17 protein-coding genes are annotated in these 12243 nt (G+C 68.6%); 4 read left to right on the forward strand and 13 right to left on the reverse strand.

Features of this window, described 5'->3' with window-relative positions:
- Window positions 1-154 precede the first annotated feature (154 nt).
- Window positions 155-667, forward strand: coding sequence for a DUF5994 family protein (locus ABT186_RS18440; RefSeq protein WP_351925830.1), 513 nt, complete (start codon window positions 155-157; stop codon window positions 665-667).
- 143 nt (window positions 668-810) lie between these two features.
- On the forward strand, window positions 811-2004 hold the full coding sequence (locus tag ABT186_RS18445) for a PP2C family protein-serine/threonine phosphatase (RefSeq protein ID WP_351925866.1): 1194 nt from the start codon (window positions 811-813) through the stop codon (window positions 2002-2004).
- 2 nt (window positions 2005-2006) lie between these two features.
- On the opposite strand, the gene ABT186_RS18450 is transcribed toward ABT186_RS18445, so the two are convergent.
- From ABT186_RS18450 to ABT186_RS18510, 13 genes are all read right to left on the reverse strand, one after another.
- Window positions 2007-2489, reverse strand: a complete 483-nt coding sequence (locus ABT186_RS18450; protein WP_351925832.1) for a DUF5994 family protein — start codon at window positions 2487-2489, stop codon at window positions 2007-2009.
- 659 nt (window positions 2490-3148) lie between these two features.
- Window positions 3149-4318 carry a site-specific integrase gene (locus tag ABT186_RS18455; protein WP_351925834.1) on the reverse strand — a complete coding sequence of 390 codons (1170 nt, stop codon included), beginning with the start codon at window positions 4316-4318 and terminating at the stop codon, window positions 3149-3151.
- Window positions 4318-4500, reverse strand: coding sequence for a helix-turn-helix domain-containing protein (locus ABT186_RS18460; protein WP_351925836.1), 183 nt, complete (start codon window positions 4498-4500; stop codon window positions 4318-4320). Before ABT186_RS18460 ends, ABT186_RS18455 begins: the two co-directional genes overlap by 1 nt.
- Window positions 4493-5797, reverse strand: a complete 1305-nt coding sequence (locus ABT186_RS18465; protein ID WP_351925838.1) for a replication initiator — start codon at window positions 5795-5797, stop codon at window positions 4493-4495. The genes ABT186_RS18460 and ABT186_RS18465 overlap by 8 nt, the downstream gene beginning before the upstream one ends.
- A gap of 132 nt (window positions 5798-5929) precedes the next feature.
- Window positions 5930-6175 carry a SpdD protein gene (locus tag ABT186_RS18470; RefSeq protein WP_351925840.1) on the reverse strand — a complete coding sequence of 82 codons (246 nt, stop codon included), beginning with the start codon at window positions 6173-6175 and terminating at the stop codon, window positions 5930-5932.
- A 14-nt stretch (window positions 6176-6189) separates the two neighbouring features.
- Window positions 6190-6384 (reverse strand): hypothetical protein, encoded by a 195-nt coding sequence (locus tag ABT186_RS18475; RefSeq protein ID WP_351925842.1) that lies wholly within the window; start codon window positions 6382-6384, stop codon window positions 6190-6192.
- A gap of 9 nt (window positions 6385-6393) precedes the next feature.
- Entirely contained in the window at window positions 6394-6585 is a 192-nt protein-coding gene (locus ABT186_RS18480) for a mobile element transfer protein (RefSeq protein WP_351925844.1), read from the reverse strand.
- Window positions 6586-6595: 10 nt separating this feature from the next.
- Window positions 6596-7192 carry a DUF2637 domain-containing protein gene (locus ABT186_RS18485; RefSeq protein ID WP_351925846.1) on the reverse strand — a complete coding sequence of 199 codons (597 nt, stop codon included), beginning with the start codon at window positions 7190-7192 and terminating at the stop codon, window positions 6596-6598.
- A 22-nt stretch (window positions 7193-7214) separates the two neighbouring features.
- Window positions 7215-7400: a hypothetical protein gene (locus ABT186_RS18490; protein WP_351925848.1), complete on the reverse strand. Its 186-nt coding sequence runs from the start codon at window positions 7398-7400 to the stop codon at window positions 7215-7217.
- A 116-nt stretch (window positions 7401-7516) separates the two neighbouring features.
- Complete coding sequence (locus ABT186_RS18495) at window positions 7517-8893, reverse strand: FtsK/SpoIIIE domain-containing protein (RefSeq protein WP_351925850.1); 1377 nt, start codon at window positions 8891-8893, stop codon at window positions 7517-7519.
- Window positions 8893-9249 (reverse strand): SCO3933 family regulatory protein, encoded by a 357-nt coding sequence (locus tag ABT186_RS18500; RefSeq protein ID WP_351925852.1) that lies wholly within the window; start codon window positions 9247-9249, stop codon window positions 8893-8895. Before ABT186_RS18500 ends, ABT186_RS18495 begins: the two co-directional genes overlap by 1 nt.
- Window positions 9250-9568: 319 nt before the next feature.
- Entirely contained in the window at window positions 9569-10807 is a 1239-nt protein-coding gene (locus ABT186_RS18505) for a helix-turn-helix domain-containing protein (RefSeq protein WP_351925854.1), read from the reverse strand.
- A complete protein-coding gene (locus ABT186_RS18510) occupies window positions 10788-11102 on the reverse strand; it encodes a putative quinol monooxygenase (protein WP_351925856.1) in 315 nt (104 codons plus the stop codon). The genes ABT186_RS18505 and ABT186_RS18510 overlap by 20 nt, the downstream gene beginning before the upstream one ends.
- A gap of 215 nt (window positions 11103-11317) precedes the next feature.
- Here ABT186_RS18510 and ABT186_RS18515 point away from each other — a divergent pair, with 215 nt between their 5' ends.
- Both ABT186_RS18515 and ABT186_RS18520 read left to right on the forward strand, forming a co-directional pair.
- A complete protein-coding gene (locus ABT186_RS18515) occupies window positions 11318-11731 on the forward strand; it encodes an ATP-binding protein (protein WP_351925858.1) in 414 nt (137 codons plus the stop codon).
- The gene (locus tag ABT186_RS18520; protein ID WP_351925868.1) at window positions 11728-12165 is read left to right on the forward strand and encodes a hypothetical protein; all 438 of its coding nucleotides are present in this window, start codon (window positions 11728-11730) and stop codon (window positions 12163-12165) included. The genes ABT186_RS18515 and ABT186_RS18520 overlap by 4 nt, the downstream gene beginning before the upstream one ends.
- The last annotated feature ends 78 nt before the right edge of the window (window positions 12166-12243 follow it).

Consider the following 12243-nt stretch of genomic DNA (forward strand, 5'->3'; position numbering starts at 1 on the left):
TGCCTCTCCGCGATGGCTGCGCACCAGGCCGCCCGCCACGGCCGGGAGTAGCCTGACACATACCGAGAGCTTTCGGGCGCACGACCACGGCGGCGCCGTTCCCGGCGAGTGGCAGACACGGGCGGCCGGAAGCCGCCCGGAACGGGATCGCACGATGAACGCCATCACAGAGCCCGCCGAAGGTACGGCACCAGATGAAGGCCGCTCCTACCGGATGCCCTTGCCCCGGCTGCGCCTCACGGCGGGCGTCAGCCATGGCCCGCTGGACGGCGCGTGGTGGCCGCGCTGCTACGCACTGGAACTGGAGCTGCCCGCGCTGGTCGGCTCCTTGGATCCGAGCGTCGGCACCGTCACCCGCGTCACCGTGGGGACCGCCACCTGGCCCGATGCCCCGCAGGAGGTGATGGCGCCCGGCCATGTGATCGAGGTGGTCCTGACCGATCTTGCCGCCGAGGTGCATGCCATCACCGTGGACTGCGGCACCGTGGGACGCTGGGAACTGCTGGTGATCCCCCCGGACGAGCCGGCCGGAGCCGCCACCCGGCTGCTGACCGCTGCCGCCGACCCCGGGAACCCACTGTCGGCTCCGCGCCTGCTGGCACTCGTCGAGAGCGGCCTCGACGGACAAGACACATGGGAGTCGGAAGGAGGGTCCGGACTCAGGTGAGAGGCCCGATCCATCCGGACGGACCCGGGTGACGGGGCCAGTCCCGGGGCATCTACGACCCGTCGATGGAGCGATGACACTGGCAGACCCTGCGTCGTCCCAGCCCGCCGCTCCGATCGGCTCGGATCATGGCGGGTGAGGGGATGACGGCCGGACAGCGTGCAGACCGCTACGAGAGCTTCGGGGAAGCTCTGCTGGGAGAGGTCCTCGACCGCGCGCATGAGCTGCCGCCCCATCTCATCGGGCCCTTGGTCGCTGACGTGGTGGAGCGGCTCGGGGGTCGCCGGCCGCAGGTGCTGCTGCAGGACTACGGCCAACTGCTGCTCGTCCCCCTGCCCGGCGACGGCCTCACGGAGGGGGAACCGCAGGTGATCGACGACTCCGAGGCGGGCCGCTGCTTTCTCGACGCTCACCCCGTCGAGTTGCCCGAGGACGACGGCGTGCGAATCCTGCTGCCGCTGCTGGACGGCGGCGATCAGGTCGGAGTCATGGCAGTGACGTTGGACAGCGTCGATGAACACGACCGCCGCATGCTGCGCAGGCTCGCCGGCCTGGTGGCCGACCTACTGGTGACCAAGCACGGCTACTCCGACCTCTTCTTCGGTGTCCGACGCAGCGAACCGATGAGCGTCGCCGCCGAGATCCAGTGGGCCCTGCTGCCACCGCTGGCGATGATCATGCCTCGGGTCGCCGTGGCCGGGATCCTTGAACCCGCCTATGACGTGGCGGGTGACAGCTTCGACTACGCCCTCAACGGAGACGTCCTCCACGTGGCCATGATCGACGCGATGGGACACGGCCTGGACGCGGCCACGATGGCGACCGTGGCCATCGGCGCCTACCGCCACGCCCGCCGCGCCGGCACCGGACTGCCGGAGATCTACGCCTTCATGGACCGCGCAGTGGCGGACCAGTTCGGCCCCGAGCACTTCGTCACGGCGCAGATGCTGCAGCTGGACACCACGACGGGGCATCTTCTGTGGGTCAACGCCGGGCACCCGTCACCGATGCTCGTCCGTGATCACCGCGTCACACTCCGGCTGACCGGTCCGACGACCCTCCCTGTCGGCTTCGGGGGTCCGCAGCCGCAGACGAGCGAGATGAAGCTGGAGCCGGGGGACCGCCTCCTCTGCTTCACGGACGGACTGATCGAGGAGCACAAGACCGGGGAGGACGAGTTCGGGGAGGACCTGATGATCGACTGGGTGAACCAGTTGGAGAGAACCGGCCGCGGAATCCGGGCGGTGGCGCGCTCCCTGTCCCACACGCTCAAGCGGGCGCGGGGCGGACACACCACGGATGACGCGACGCTGCTCCTGGTGGAGTGGCGCGGCTGACCTCACTCCGGCGGCACCTGCGCGCTTCGGGTGTCGATGAGTATCTGATTCGCCTGGGTGACGTTGTCGGCCCGGACGGCCTGGGCCATCGCGGCGCGGGCGGCCTCGGGTGCTGTGTCCGGCGGAACCACCAGCAGCGAGAAGATGTCCTGGTCGCCTCGGGTGATCAGCACGGTGTCGTCGCCCAGCGGAAAGGAGTCGATGTGCACCACCTGGTCGTCGACGACGATCCGCGTCGGAAGCCCTTCCCAGGCCGTGGTGTCCAGCCCGACGCGCGTGAGGGGGCCGAGATGGCCGGTGAGGGCGCTGAGCAGCGCGGGCAGCTCGGCGGCGATGTCGCGCGACCGCGGCCACCACGCACCGTCGAGGACACCTTCGCGCGACTCCGTGGTCTCCAGCCGGAGCAACGCACACCCCGGCTGCACGGCCTCGTGAACACCGCTGGGCAGATGCCGGGAAACAGACCGTGCATCGGAGCCGGTCATGAGGATCACCCGTCTTCGGGAATCGGGGCGATCACAGGACTCGCCTCGCCTTTTACACGCTACTCCTCGTGCACGGGCGCCGAATTTCCGGATGTCGAGTTGGAGGAAGCCATCGTCGCCGACACCGAGGCGATGACAGGCGCGTGTCCGCCATGGCTACTTGACGACGAGGCTGCGGTGGAAGAGGCATTCCCTCGCGCTATCCGGAGCCCCGAGGATGTGGCGAGGGTCAAAGCCCAGCGCCGCGCGGAGGACGCGCGACGTAAGCGTCAGAAGCAAGCCAAGGCGTCTCGCCGACGAAACCGCTGAGTACAAGAGCCGGGGTCGACAACGTGCCCCCGTTCCGTCGTCATAACGGTCGGGGCAAGAACACCAGTCCCGCCCGGGCGCTATCCCTGGGAGCCATCTGGGAGCCGACCCGCTCTCTCGGCTCCTTCGAGACCACCCGAGACCACCGCACCCCAACGCCCTGACCAGGCAAAACAGCAAACCACCTGATGGCGATCCCGACCGAACCTCATTCGGGACGAAGAGGTCGTGGGTTCAAATCCCGCCACCCCGACAGCCGAAACAGCAGGTCACCCACCTACTAGTCACTAGTAGGTGGGTGACCTGTTTGGTCTGCGTGTCTAACTGCGTGACTACCGCTTTTCGCGTCTCTACGGACGCCGCTCCTGCGCTCCGAAGATCCCGTCCATGACCACGGCGCCGGTCTGGATCACGGGCCGGATCTGCTTCCGGTAGACCTCCTCGGTCACGGCGGTCCCGGAGTGTCCGACGAGCCGGGAGATCTCTTCAAGCGGGACACCGCGGTCGGACAGCAGAGACACGAAGCTGTGCCGCAGCTCCCTCGGCGTCCACTCGTCCGCGTTGATCCCGTCGATGCCCTTGAGCGCCTGGCGGAAAGCACGGCGGACGTTGGCAGCGTCGAGCGGCTTGCCCACGGCCGAGGAGAAGACGAGGCCGTGCTCCTCCCAGTCGTCCCCAGCGGCGAGCCGATCCCACCCCTGATCTTCGAACTGCTGCCAGAGGGCATCAACACAGCGCGCCGGCAGAGCGAGCGTGCGCCGGGACTTCCGAGTCTTCGTGTCCCCGCTCCGCCGGACCGACCGCCAGACGGCGATATGCGGAGGCTGAGGCGGGTCGAGGTCCGGCCGGCCTTGCAGGAAGACGTGGTCCCAGGTGAGTGCCCGAAGTTCCTCGGTACGGGCTCCGGTCAACAGGGCGACGACGATGTACGCGTACATAGAGGTCCCCTCGGCGCCCTTGAGTACGGCCTCGGCCTGGGCGAAGGTGAGCGCCTTGGATGGGCGTCCGGCCTGCCCCTGGGGCACCGAGCACAGCTCAACGACATTGCGCTTCACCTTGTCCCGCGCCATGGCCCGCTTGACCGCGCGGTTGAGGCAGGAGTGGATTCCCTGGAGCGTGCGCGTGCTGAGCGACTTCGCCTTGGTGGCCAGCCAGCGATCTACGTCCTCCGCGCTCAGGTCGCGAAGCTTCCGCGCGCCGAGCGATGGAATCACGTGCTTCTGGCTCAGGAGCGTCACGGTCTCAACGGTGCTGGGGTCGAGGCCCGCCAAGCCGTACGTCAGCCAGTCCGTCACGGCGTCCTTGACCGTGTAATTGGTGGGCGCAATGGCGAGGCCGTCTTCGTGGTCCCGCAACACCTCCTTGAGCTTGTTCTTGGCTTCCGTCTTGGTCCTGCCACTCCCCCGCTTCACGATCCGCTTGCCGCTCGGATCGAACCCGAGGTTGGCCGTGGCGATCCACCGTTGTCTCTTCTCGTCCCAGTGCAGGCCGCCGTCACCACGACTCCGACGCTTGGTCATCAGGCCGCACGCTCCATCTCGCTCGCGATGAAGTCGCCCAGGGCGGAGGCCGGGATGCGCCGGCACCGCCCGATGGTGACCGAGGGCAGACGCCGGGTGCGGATCAGGTCGTAGACCGTGGACCGGCCGACCTTCAGGCGAGCCATGACATCGGCCACGGTCAACAACTCGTCGTCACGCATGCGTCGGTTCTCCTTCCGTTCCGGGTGCGGGTTCGAGTGAGGCGGCGAGCCAGGATTCGGCGGTGCTGAGGCCGGTGCCGGCGAACACCCAGTGGGCGAGTACGAGCGTGGTTTCGCCGTCCTGCGGAACAGCCGGTGCGGCTTGGGCGCGACGCCATTCGGCGCGGGCGTCGCGGAGGGCGCCGAGAGTGGTGGAGTAGCAGCGGGACTTGGTGGAGAAGTGGCCGCGGAAGCCGAGCATGTGAGCCCAGGCACGGAGCCGGAGTTCTGCCAGCTCGGGGCGGGCACCGAGGGACCAGGCGGTACGGATCATGCGCCCGGCGTGCTCGGAGATTCGGGCCTGTGCCAGCTCGGCGAGGAACCTGATCGGCCGGTCCAGGGTGCCGGTCGCCGTCTCGGCGCCCTTGGTGGCGTACTTGGCGATGTACGCCGCTACGGCGCGCTCGGTCAGCTCCTGGCCGCCGTCGAAGTCGGCGGAACGGATTGGGCGGACGTCCAGCTGTTGGCCGAAGACGAAGCGGTGCGCCCGGCCGTCGACCTCCGGTCCGTCCACGCGCGCAGCCGTGGCCGCGGCCTGGATGGCGTCGGTGAGCAGGTCGGCCGAGGCCCACGCCGGGGGCGCGGTGTTGCCGTCCTCGGGGCCGTCGAGGCGGATGACCGCGTGGAAGTGGACGGCACCGCGCTTTTGGTACTCGGCCACCTTTGCGAAGGAGACCCGGGCGTAGTGCCGGAATGCTCGCTGTGTGAGGCCGGCGCGCTTGGCGACCTCCCGGCGTAGGTAGATCGAGAAGCGCCGCCACAGGGCACCGGCGTGCGCGTTCCAGAGAACGGCCGCTTCGTAGTCGTACGTTTCCGGATCGAGCGGAGTGCCCAGGGCGGGGTCCTGCTCGTCATGGCGGATGCCGCAGCGACAGTCCCGGCCGCTTGAGGGACGGTTGTGGACCGGGCCGAAGGTCGGGGCGGTGAACGTGGCGAAGACACGCGGGTGCGTCGCCACCTGTTCCAAGGTTCCCTTGCCGCCGCGTAGTCCGGCGGTGATCAGGTGGTAGGTGTCGCGCCGGTACGTCTCGGCGCAAGCTGCGCACCGGGTGGCACGGCGGTTGTTGCAGCGGACGAGGAGCTGTCCGGCGGGGAGACTGGCGGAGTGCAGGTGGCGCAGGACGTTGCCGATCTCGCCGGTCGTCGTGTTGACCGCGTACTCCGTGCGGTGGCCGTCGAGGCGGATCGGGTGGGTGCAGCCGCCCAGGCCGGAGAGTTGGTGGGCCAGCTCGGGCATGGTCCCGAGGGAGGCCAGCATGGAGAGTTCCGCCAGCGGAGGAGGAATCTGCCGGGTGATGATGCGTGTTCCTTTCGGCTGCTTGGACGGTTGGGAGGGACTGCCCCGGGGCGGACGGGATGCTGGGCGACTTATTGCCGCCCCGGCGGCCGGTCAGCGCTTGTTCGCGCCGCTGAGGAGGGAGCGCAGGACCACCGCGGCGATGGCCACGGACACGGCCGATACGGCGACGGCCGCCAAGAGCGCGGTGAGCACTACGCCGACGACGACCACGCCGGCGACCACACCCGCGAAGGGAGCAAGCGACTGGCCTGCGGAAGGCGCCGGAACCTGCGTCTGCTGGGTGACGACGGGCGTCGTCGGCAGCGCCGGGACGTCGGGCAGCTTGGGACGGAACACGGTGGGCCTCCTTGTCACTTGTGGGTGCCGTTGACCACGCCGACCCCCGAACGGGTGCCGGACTCGATGGCCGGGGCGAGGAAGGTGTGAGAGAGCCAGAAGCCGAACAGCGCGATCACGACAGCGACCCAGAGACGGATGCCGAGGAACTTGATCGCAGCCCAGGCGATGACGCCCAAGACGACGACGAGCGGGAGCGAGACGGTCACAGGGTCTCCTCAGCGGACGGCGCAGCGATGGGTGCGGGCGGCCAGCTCGGCGGCGGCGCGGCTGTCGTAGTCCGTGGAGAAGCCGCAGCGCGGGGCGGTGCAGGCGGCGGTGTGCTTCTCCCGGCCCCGGCCGTCGTAGTACGTGCCGACCTGGACGGGGCCGATGCGGACGACGTTGCGGAAACGGCGGTTGGCGGGCATGTGTGCTCCTTCAGAGCTGTGCGGCGATGGCTTCGGCCAGTTGCGCCGGAACGCCGAGCCGTGCGCGGAGAGTGGGAGCGTCGATAGCTGCTCCGGTTCGCGCGCGGTGTTCTGCGGCGACCTTTCGGGCGTGGTCGACGAGGGCGGCCGGGACCGGCACCGGGGAAGGGTCGATGGCCGGTCGAGGTTCGGGCTCAGGGGCGGTCGGCTCAGGGATGACGGGTGCGGGTTCGCCGGTCGTGTCGTGTGTGGTGTGGGCGAGGAGGGTGCCGCCGAGGAAGGCGACCGCAGGCCATCCGGCGACGAGGATGCGGAGCCAGGCGGGTACGACGCCCAGGTCGAGCAGGCCGGCGGTGGCGACGTTGGCGCCGAGCGAGGCGGTCAGTGCGACGAGGAACCAGCACCACCCGCCCGCTTTCGCCCCGCCGGAGCGCAGTCGACGCCAGGCCGCCACCAGCAGCAGGTCCACGGAGACCGGGTACGCCCACGCCTTCCACCCGTGCTGACCCGCGGCCGAGGCCAGGTCGTGCAAGTGGGCGAAGGACAGCGCCGCGGCGATGACCGCCTGGACGAGCACCGCGTCGACGCGGGCCAGGTGGGCGCGCACGGTTCGATTCCCTCCAGTGCGGTCAGTCGGTGGACTCGAGCTCATCGGCCCGCGCGCGTGCAGCGGCGGCGACCTCGGCCGCTTCCGCATCGCCAGGTTGGTCAGCGGCGATACGTTCGAGCAGGTCCGCCTTGCGGCTCATGAGTTCGCGGTAGTCGCCGACGCCGAATTTGCGGTGGTCGGCCAGGTCGGTGATCAGCGCCGACACTTGGGAGATGGACGGGCGGGACAAGGTGACTCCCTCGTTTTTGGGCATGGCGGGGGTAGGGACTTGGCGCGAGACGGACGTGCGGGCCGTTGAGGCGTGGTTGAGCGATCAGCCGCCTACTCGGCGAGCGGGACTGGCTTGACCAGCGACACCGGGGCGTCAGCCGGGCGGAGCTGCACCGCTGGCCGGAACGGTTCGAACGCGGGCAGGTTCGGCATCAGGTGAGCCGATTCCCGACAGACCGCAGCAGCGTCGCCGAGTGAGAGGTACGGGGTGCGGATACGAGACCAGCCGCCGGAGGTGTCACCGGCCACGGCAAGGCCGGGGCGTTCGGGGGCGATGGCGCAGGCGGCGTAGACCGCTTCCGGTGCGATGTCGCCGAGCGCCATCTTTGCGGACGCTTCGTCGTTGACGCGGTGGCACACGCGGCCGGTGAGCTGGGCCCGGAGCATGGTCGCGCCCTTGCCCAGCTCGGCCCCGAACCTCTGCCCGCAGACTTCCAGGTAGATGCCGGCGGCGCGGCCGAGCTGCGCAAGACGGATGAGCTGGGTGACCATCTCATCGCGCCGTTCCTCGTCCTTGCGCGTGGCGACGAGGAACAGTTCGGCCACTTCGTCTACGAACAGCACGATCGGCACCGGCCGTTCTTCCTCGGGCAGGCCCCAGATGTCCGACGTGATCTCCTGGTCCGGGGTGCCCGGCGCGATACCCTGCCGGGCCTTGATCAGGTCGTACCTGTCTTCCATCTCCTTCACGAGGACCGGCAGCAGCTCGGCCGCCTGCTCGGGATCGGTCGCCAGCGCCGACAGCCGCGGGGCGAAGGGCGCGAGCTCCACACCCCGCTTGCAGTCGATTCCGACCAGCGCGACCCGCTGCTGTGCCAGCCCGGTGACCAGGTGCCGCTGGTACATGGACTTCCCCGACAGGGTTGCGCCCAGGGTGAGTTGGTGCGGGATGGTCCGGTAGTCCCGCACGAAGGCCGTTGCATCCTCCCTCAGCGCCACCGGCACCTTGAGGTGTCCGCGTTCCGCCTTCCTGGGCATCCGGACGTTGCGCAGCACGTCGAAGCCGACGAGCCGCAGTTCCACCACACCCGGCTTCACGTCGCTGACGTACACGGCGTGCACGCCCCAGGCATGCCGCAGCCGTTCCGCCGAAGCGGCGACATCTGCCGGTTCCTGGCCCGGAGCCAGCCGTAACCGAAGCCGCAGGCCCGTGGAGGTGGGCCGGATGACTCCCCGACGAGGAGGCACCGGCCGGACCTCACGGCGACTCGTCGCCTTGACCGCCAGAGCCCGCAGCCGGGAAGGCTGGACGGTCAGGCCGCACGCCTCCATGACGGAGCCGTAGGAGCCGAGGAGCCGGGCTGTCGATATCGGCAGGCCGACCGTGGACCAGTAGACGCCCGGGTGACGAGCCCGGGTGTAGGCGGCCCCGCCACCGAGTCCGGCAAGGGGGCCACCCACCTCCAGCAGCGTCAACCAGTCCGACATCAGGCCGAGGCCTCGGCCCGAGCCGGGAAGGCGGCCGGTGTGACGGCGGCAGCGCGAAAGGCGATGCCGTGCCGCTGCTGACCGTTGAACACGGTCTCCCACGGGCGGGCCACCAGCCCAGGCAGCGAGACCGGAGCGCCGAGCGTCAGGCCCTCAGAGATGCCGCTTTCCGGGACAGTGACCTTGATCAGCGAAGACTCGCCGTCCTCGATGTAGACGGCGCCGATCGTCATGAGCGCCTCACCGCTGGTGGCGTCCTTGGCGATCTCTCCGGTCTGTCGGTCCCGAACCTTGGGTTCCGGTGCTTCGGTCAGCAGGATGGTGGCCGCCGAAGTCTCCACACGGATGACACGCACAGAAATGCTCTCCCTTGCGTTGCGCCGCACACGCGTACGGCCGCGTTTAGTGACGAATGACTACGCAACGGGAGGTTGACCTCATACCGACTGGGCGCGATACGCTCCAGGAGCGTTGATGCCAAAGACGCACCCGGCCTGAGTGGGCTGCCTCCCGCTCAGGCCACATCTGTTTCTGTGGCCCTTCCACTTACGCACCGGTACAGGTCTGCCTTCCTGCTCCGGCCCGTTCGCATGCCCGCACGCCAACTCCGCTGGACACGAAGGAGCTTGCCGACACCAACCACAGTAACCCGTACTCCAAGTACTGTCTAGTACTTCATGTACCAGTCCGTACTTCGTGTACGCCCAGCTCCGCCGCCAGGGTGCGAAGCTCCTCAGAGGGCGGCTGGGCCATGGTCAGCAGGTCCGCCGCGAGCTGCTTCACCATGGGCAGGGCCCGCACCATCTCGGGCGACAGCTCACGCGCCCTGAGCAGCGCCGAGACCGCATCAGCGACCTGCCGGCGCTGGGCGTAAGCCCTCGCGACATCGATTTGAAAGCGCGTCTGCCGTTCCGCGGACAGCCCCGACTCGTCGACGGCCTGCGCAGCCCGCAGTGCGACACCGGCATCTCCCAGATCCACCGCGACGGCCACCTCGTGCAAACCGACGTTGGTAGGCCCGAACTCGGTGTTGTAGTCGTTGCGACCGTCGCCGACCTGTTCGGCCATCTCACGAGCATCACGGAGGTACCCGTACGCCTCATCGGCCAGGTTCAACCGAGCAGCAGCCACAGCCCGTTGCAGGGTCAGCGCACCACGCAGCGCCACCGCTTCGATCTGTCCGGACTCCGCCATAGGCCGCAGGGCGTCAGCAGCACTCCCGGACACTTGGGCCGCCTGCTCGAAGTGACGGGCGCCGAGGAAGACGAGCGACAACCGGAACTCACCAGCCGCCATCAGCAGTGGATCATTCGCCCGCTCGGCGGCGACCACGGCGCGGTCGACTGCGATCCAGGCCGCCTCCGGCTCCCCCATGTTCGCGAGCGCGCCACTGCACGTGTGATACATGACCGCTAGCAGACGGAACAGCTCCGGACGCTCCGCCTCAGCAACCGCGCGGGTGGCCGACTCCAGCCGGGGAACGAGCCCTTCGAGCAACTCGGCCAGGTCGGCATAGTTGCCCTGATGTGTCAGCGACCAGGCCCGCTCCACCTCAGCGCGGAGCGCCGGAACATCAGGGGAAGCATTCTGCTGGGCGAGGACCGCCTTCAGCGAGTGCGCAGCACTCAGCACCAGCCGCAGGCGACTCGCGCCGGGCGGTTCACCATCAGCGACCGACGCCACGATGGGAGCCTCGGCCGCCAACTCGGCCACCGGAACCTCAAGGACGTCGGCGACCTTCTCCAGCACGGTCATGCGGTCGATGCGGCGTACGCCTCGCTCCACCTGGGACACCCATGCTTCCGAGCGCCCCAGCAAGCCGGCGAATTCCTTCTGCGACAGGCCCCGGCGCTTGCGATTGAAGGCGATCTTGCGGCCTAGCGCCTTCTGATACTCAGTGCTCAACGTCCACACCCTTGCCGGACACGAAGTCCAGGCGATCAACCTCCGTGGCGGAGAGGTACCGGTCCCGCTCGGCGAGGAAAGCCCGCACGTAGTCCTTCGACTCGTGCTCTTCGAAGGCGTCCTTGTCCCGGTAGAGCTCGTAGAAGACGCGCTCCAGGGGACGGCCGTCAACGCGATGCACGGCGTAGATCACCGTCCCGGGCTCGTTCGCGCGGATCCGCTCACCAGTCCGCGCCACGAGGTCATCGAACGCAGCCGCTGCCTCTTCGTCCTTGCAGGTGAAGCGCACAAACAGACCGAACATGCGAAGTCCTCTCTCCGTCGGCATCCAGGTCAGCACCAGACCGCAGGCCGAACGCTATGCGCCGAGCCGCCCGCACGAAAAGTACGAACCCGCACTCCAGGTACGCGCACATTCGGTACGGTGCTAGTACTAATTGTACGGCTCTGCATGGTCCGTGTCAGCCAGTTGGCTCCGCTGGCACAGAAAGCAGCAGGTCATCCGCCATGGAGGACGCCATGCCCACACACCGACGTACCTTCCCCGGGAAGCCTCAGCAACTCCGCGCCGCACGCAGCTGGACCCGCGCCACGCTGAACGGCCATCCCCACTCGGAAGACGCCGCGCTGATCGTCACCGAACTCGGCACCAACGCCCTCATGCACACCGCCAGCGGCGACGCGGCCGGCGCCTTCCATGTCACGCTCACGGTCTCCGAACTGAGCGTGACCATCGCAGTGACCGACTCAGGAGACGCCAAGACCAGTCCCGCGGTCCAGCACCCATCCCCCAACGCCACCCACGGCCGGGGACTCGGCATGGTCACCGCCCTTGCCGATCGTGTCCTGATCCAGGGCGACGACTCCGGCCGCACCGTCACCGCGGAACTCCGCATCTCGGCTGAACTCCAGGAGTCGGCACCGTGCTCATGAGTCCCCCACCAGACGACGCGCGCCTCGGAGACCAGGTGGGCAAACCCCGCCGCGGGTACTGGTGCGAGTGCTGGACACAAGACCTCACCACGCAACAACAGCCGGCACTCCTGGCATCCTTCGACGCCTACTCGGCAGCACAGGCAGACAGGTGGGTCGCTGTAGCACTTCGCACGATCTCACCGGCGCTCGACCCGGACGCCTCGGACGAGGCATGGATCTGGTTGTACGAGGGCCGCATCCATTCGAGGCGAGCGCTCTTGCGCGCAGAGCCCTGCACGGTGACCATCACCCAGGCCAGCACACGCGTGACGTGGACGATCCGACCAGTGATCTTCTTGCCGCTCGCCCACCGCCAAGGTGTCGAACTCCCAGCCTGCACGGACGATTTCAGACCTGACACGCCCTACGCGAGCGTGTCTAGTCCCGGGTGATGTTTGACGTTCTGGTCCCAGTTGATGCTTGACGTTGGGCCTAGACAACATCGGAAATCTTGTGGGGCTTGTTCGCCT

The sequence above is a fragment of the Streptomyces sp. NPDC001634 genome (genome assembly GCF_040298185.1).
Lineage (GTDB): Bacteria > Actinomycetota > Actinomycetes > Streptomycetales > Streptomycetaceae > Streptomyces.

What these genes read in the sequence shown, in the direction of transcription:
- ABT186_RS18440 (WP_351925830.1), top strand. Translation starts at nt 155, where the DNA reads ATGAACGCCATCACAGAGCCCGCCGAAGGTACGGCACCAGATGAAGGC.
- ABT186_RS18445 (WP_351925866.1), top strand. Translation starts at nt 811, where the DNA reads ATGACGGCCGGACAGCGTGCAGACCGCTACGAGAGCTTCGGGGAAGCT.
- ABT186_RS18450 (WP_351925832.1), bottom strand. Translation starts at nt 2,489, where the DNA reads ATGACCGGCTCCGATGCACGGTCTGTTTCCCGGCATCTGCCCAGCGGT.
- ABT186_RS18455 (WP_351925834.1), bottom strand. Translation starts at nt 4,318, where the DNA reads ATGACCAAGCGTCGGAGTCGTGGTGACGGCGGCCTGCACTGGGACGAG.
- ABT186_RS18460 (WP_351925836.1), bottom strand. Translation starts at nt 4,500, where the DNA reads ATGCGTGACGACGAGTTGTTGACCGTGGCCGATGTCATGGCTCGCCTG.
- ABT186_RS18465 (WP_351925838.1), bottom strand. Translation starts at nt 5,797, where the DNA reads ATGCTGGCCTCCCTCGGGACCATGCCCGAGCTGGCCCACCAACTCTCC.
- ABT186_RS18480 (WP_351925844.1), bottom strand. Translation starts at nt 6,585, where the DNA reads ATGCCCGCCAACCGCCGTTTCCGCAACGTCGTCCGCATCGGCCCCGTC.
- ABT186_RS18495 (WP_351925850.1), bottom strand. Translation starts at nt 8,893, where the DNA reads ATGTCGGACTGGTTGACGCTGCTGGAGGTGGGTGGCCCCCTTGCCGGA.
- ABT186_RS18510 (WP_351925856.1), bottom strand. Translation starts at nt 11,102, where the DNA reads ATGTTCGGTCTGTTTGTGCGCTTCACCTGCAAGGACGAAGAGGCAGCG.
- ABT186_RS18515 (WP_351925858.1), top strand. Translation starts at nt 11,318, where the DNA reads ATGCCCACACACCGACGTACCTTCCCCGGGAAGCCTCAGCAACTCCGC.
- ABT186_RS18520 (WP_351925868.1), top strand. Translation starts at nt 11,728, where the DNA reads ATGAGTCCCCCACCAGACGACGCGCGCCTCGGAGACCAGGTGGGCAAA.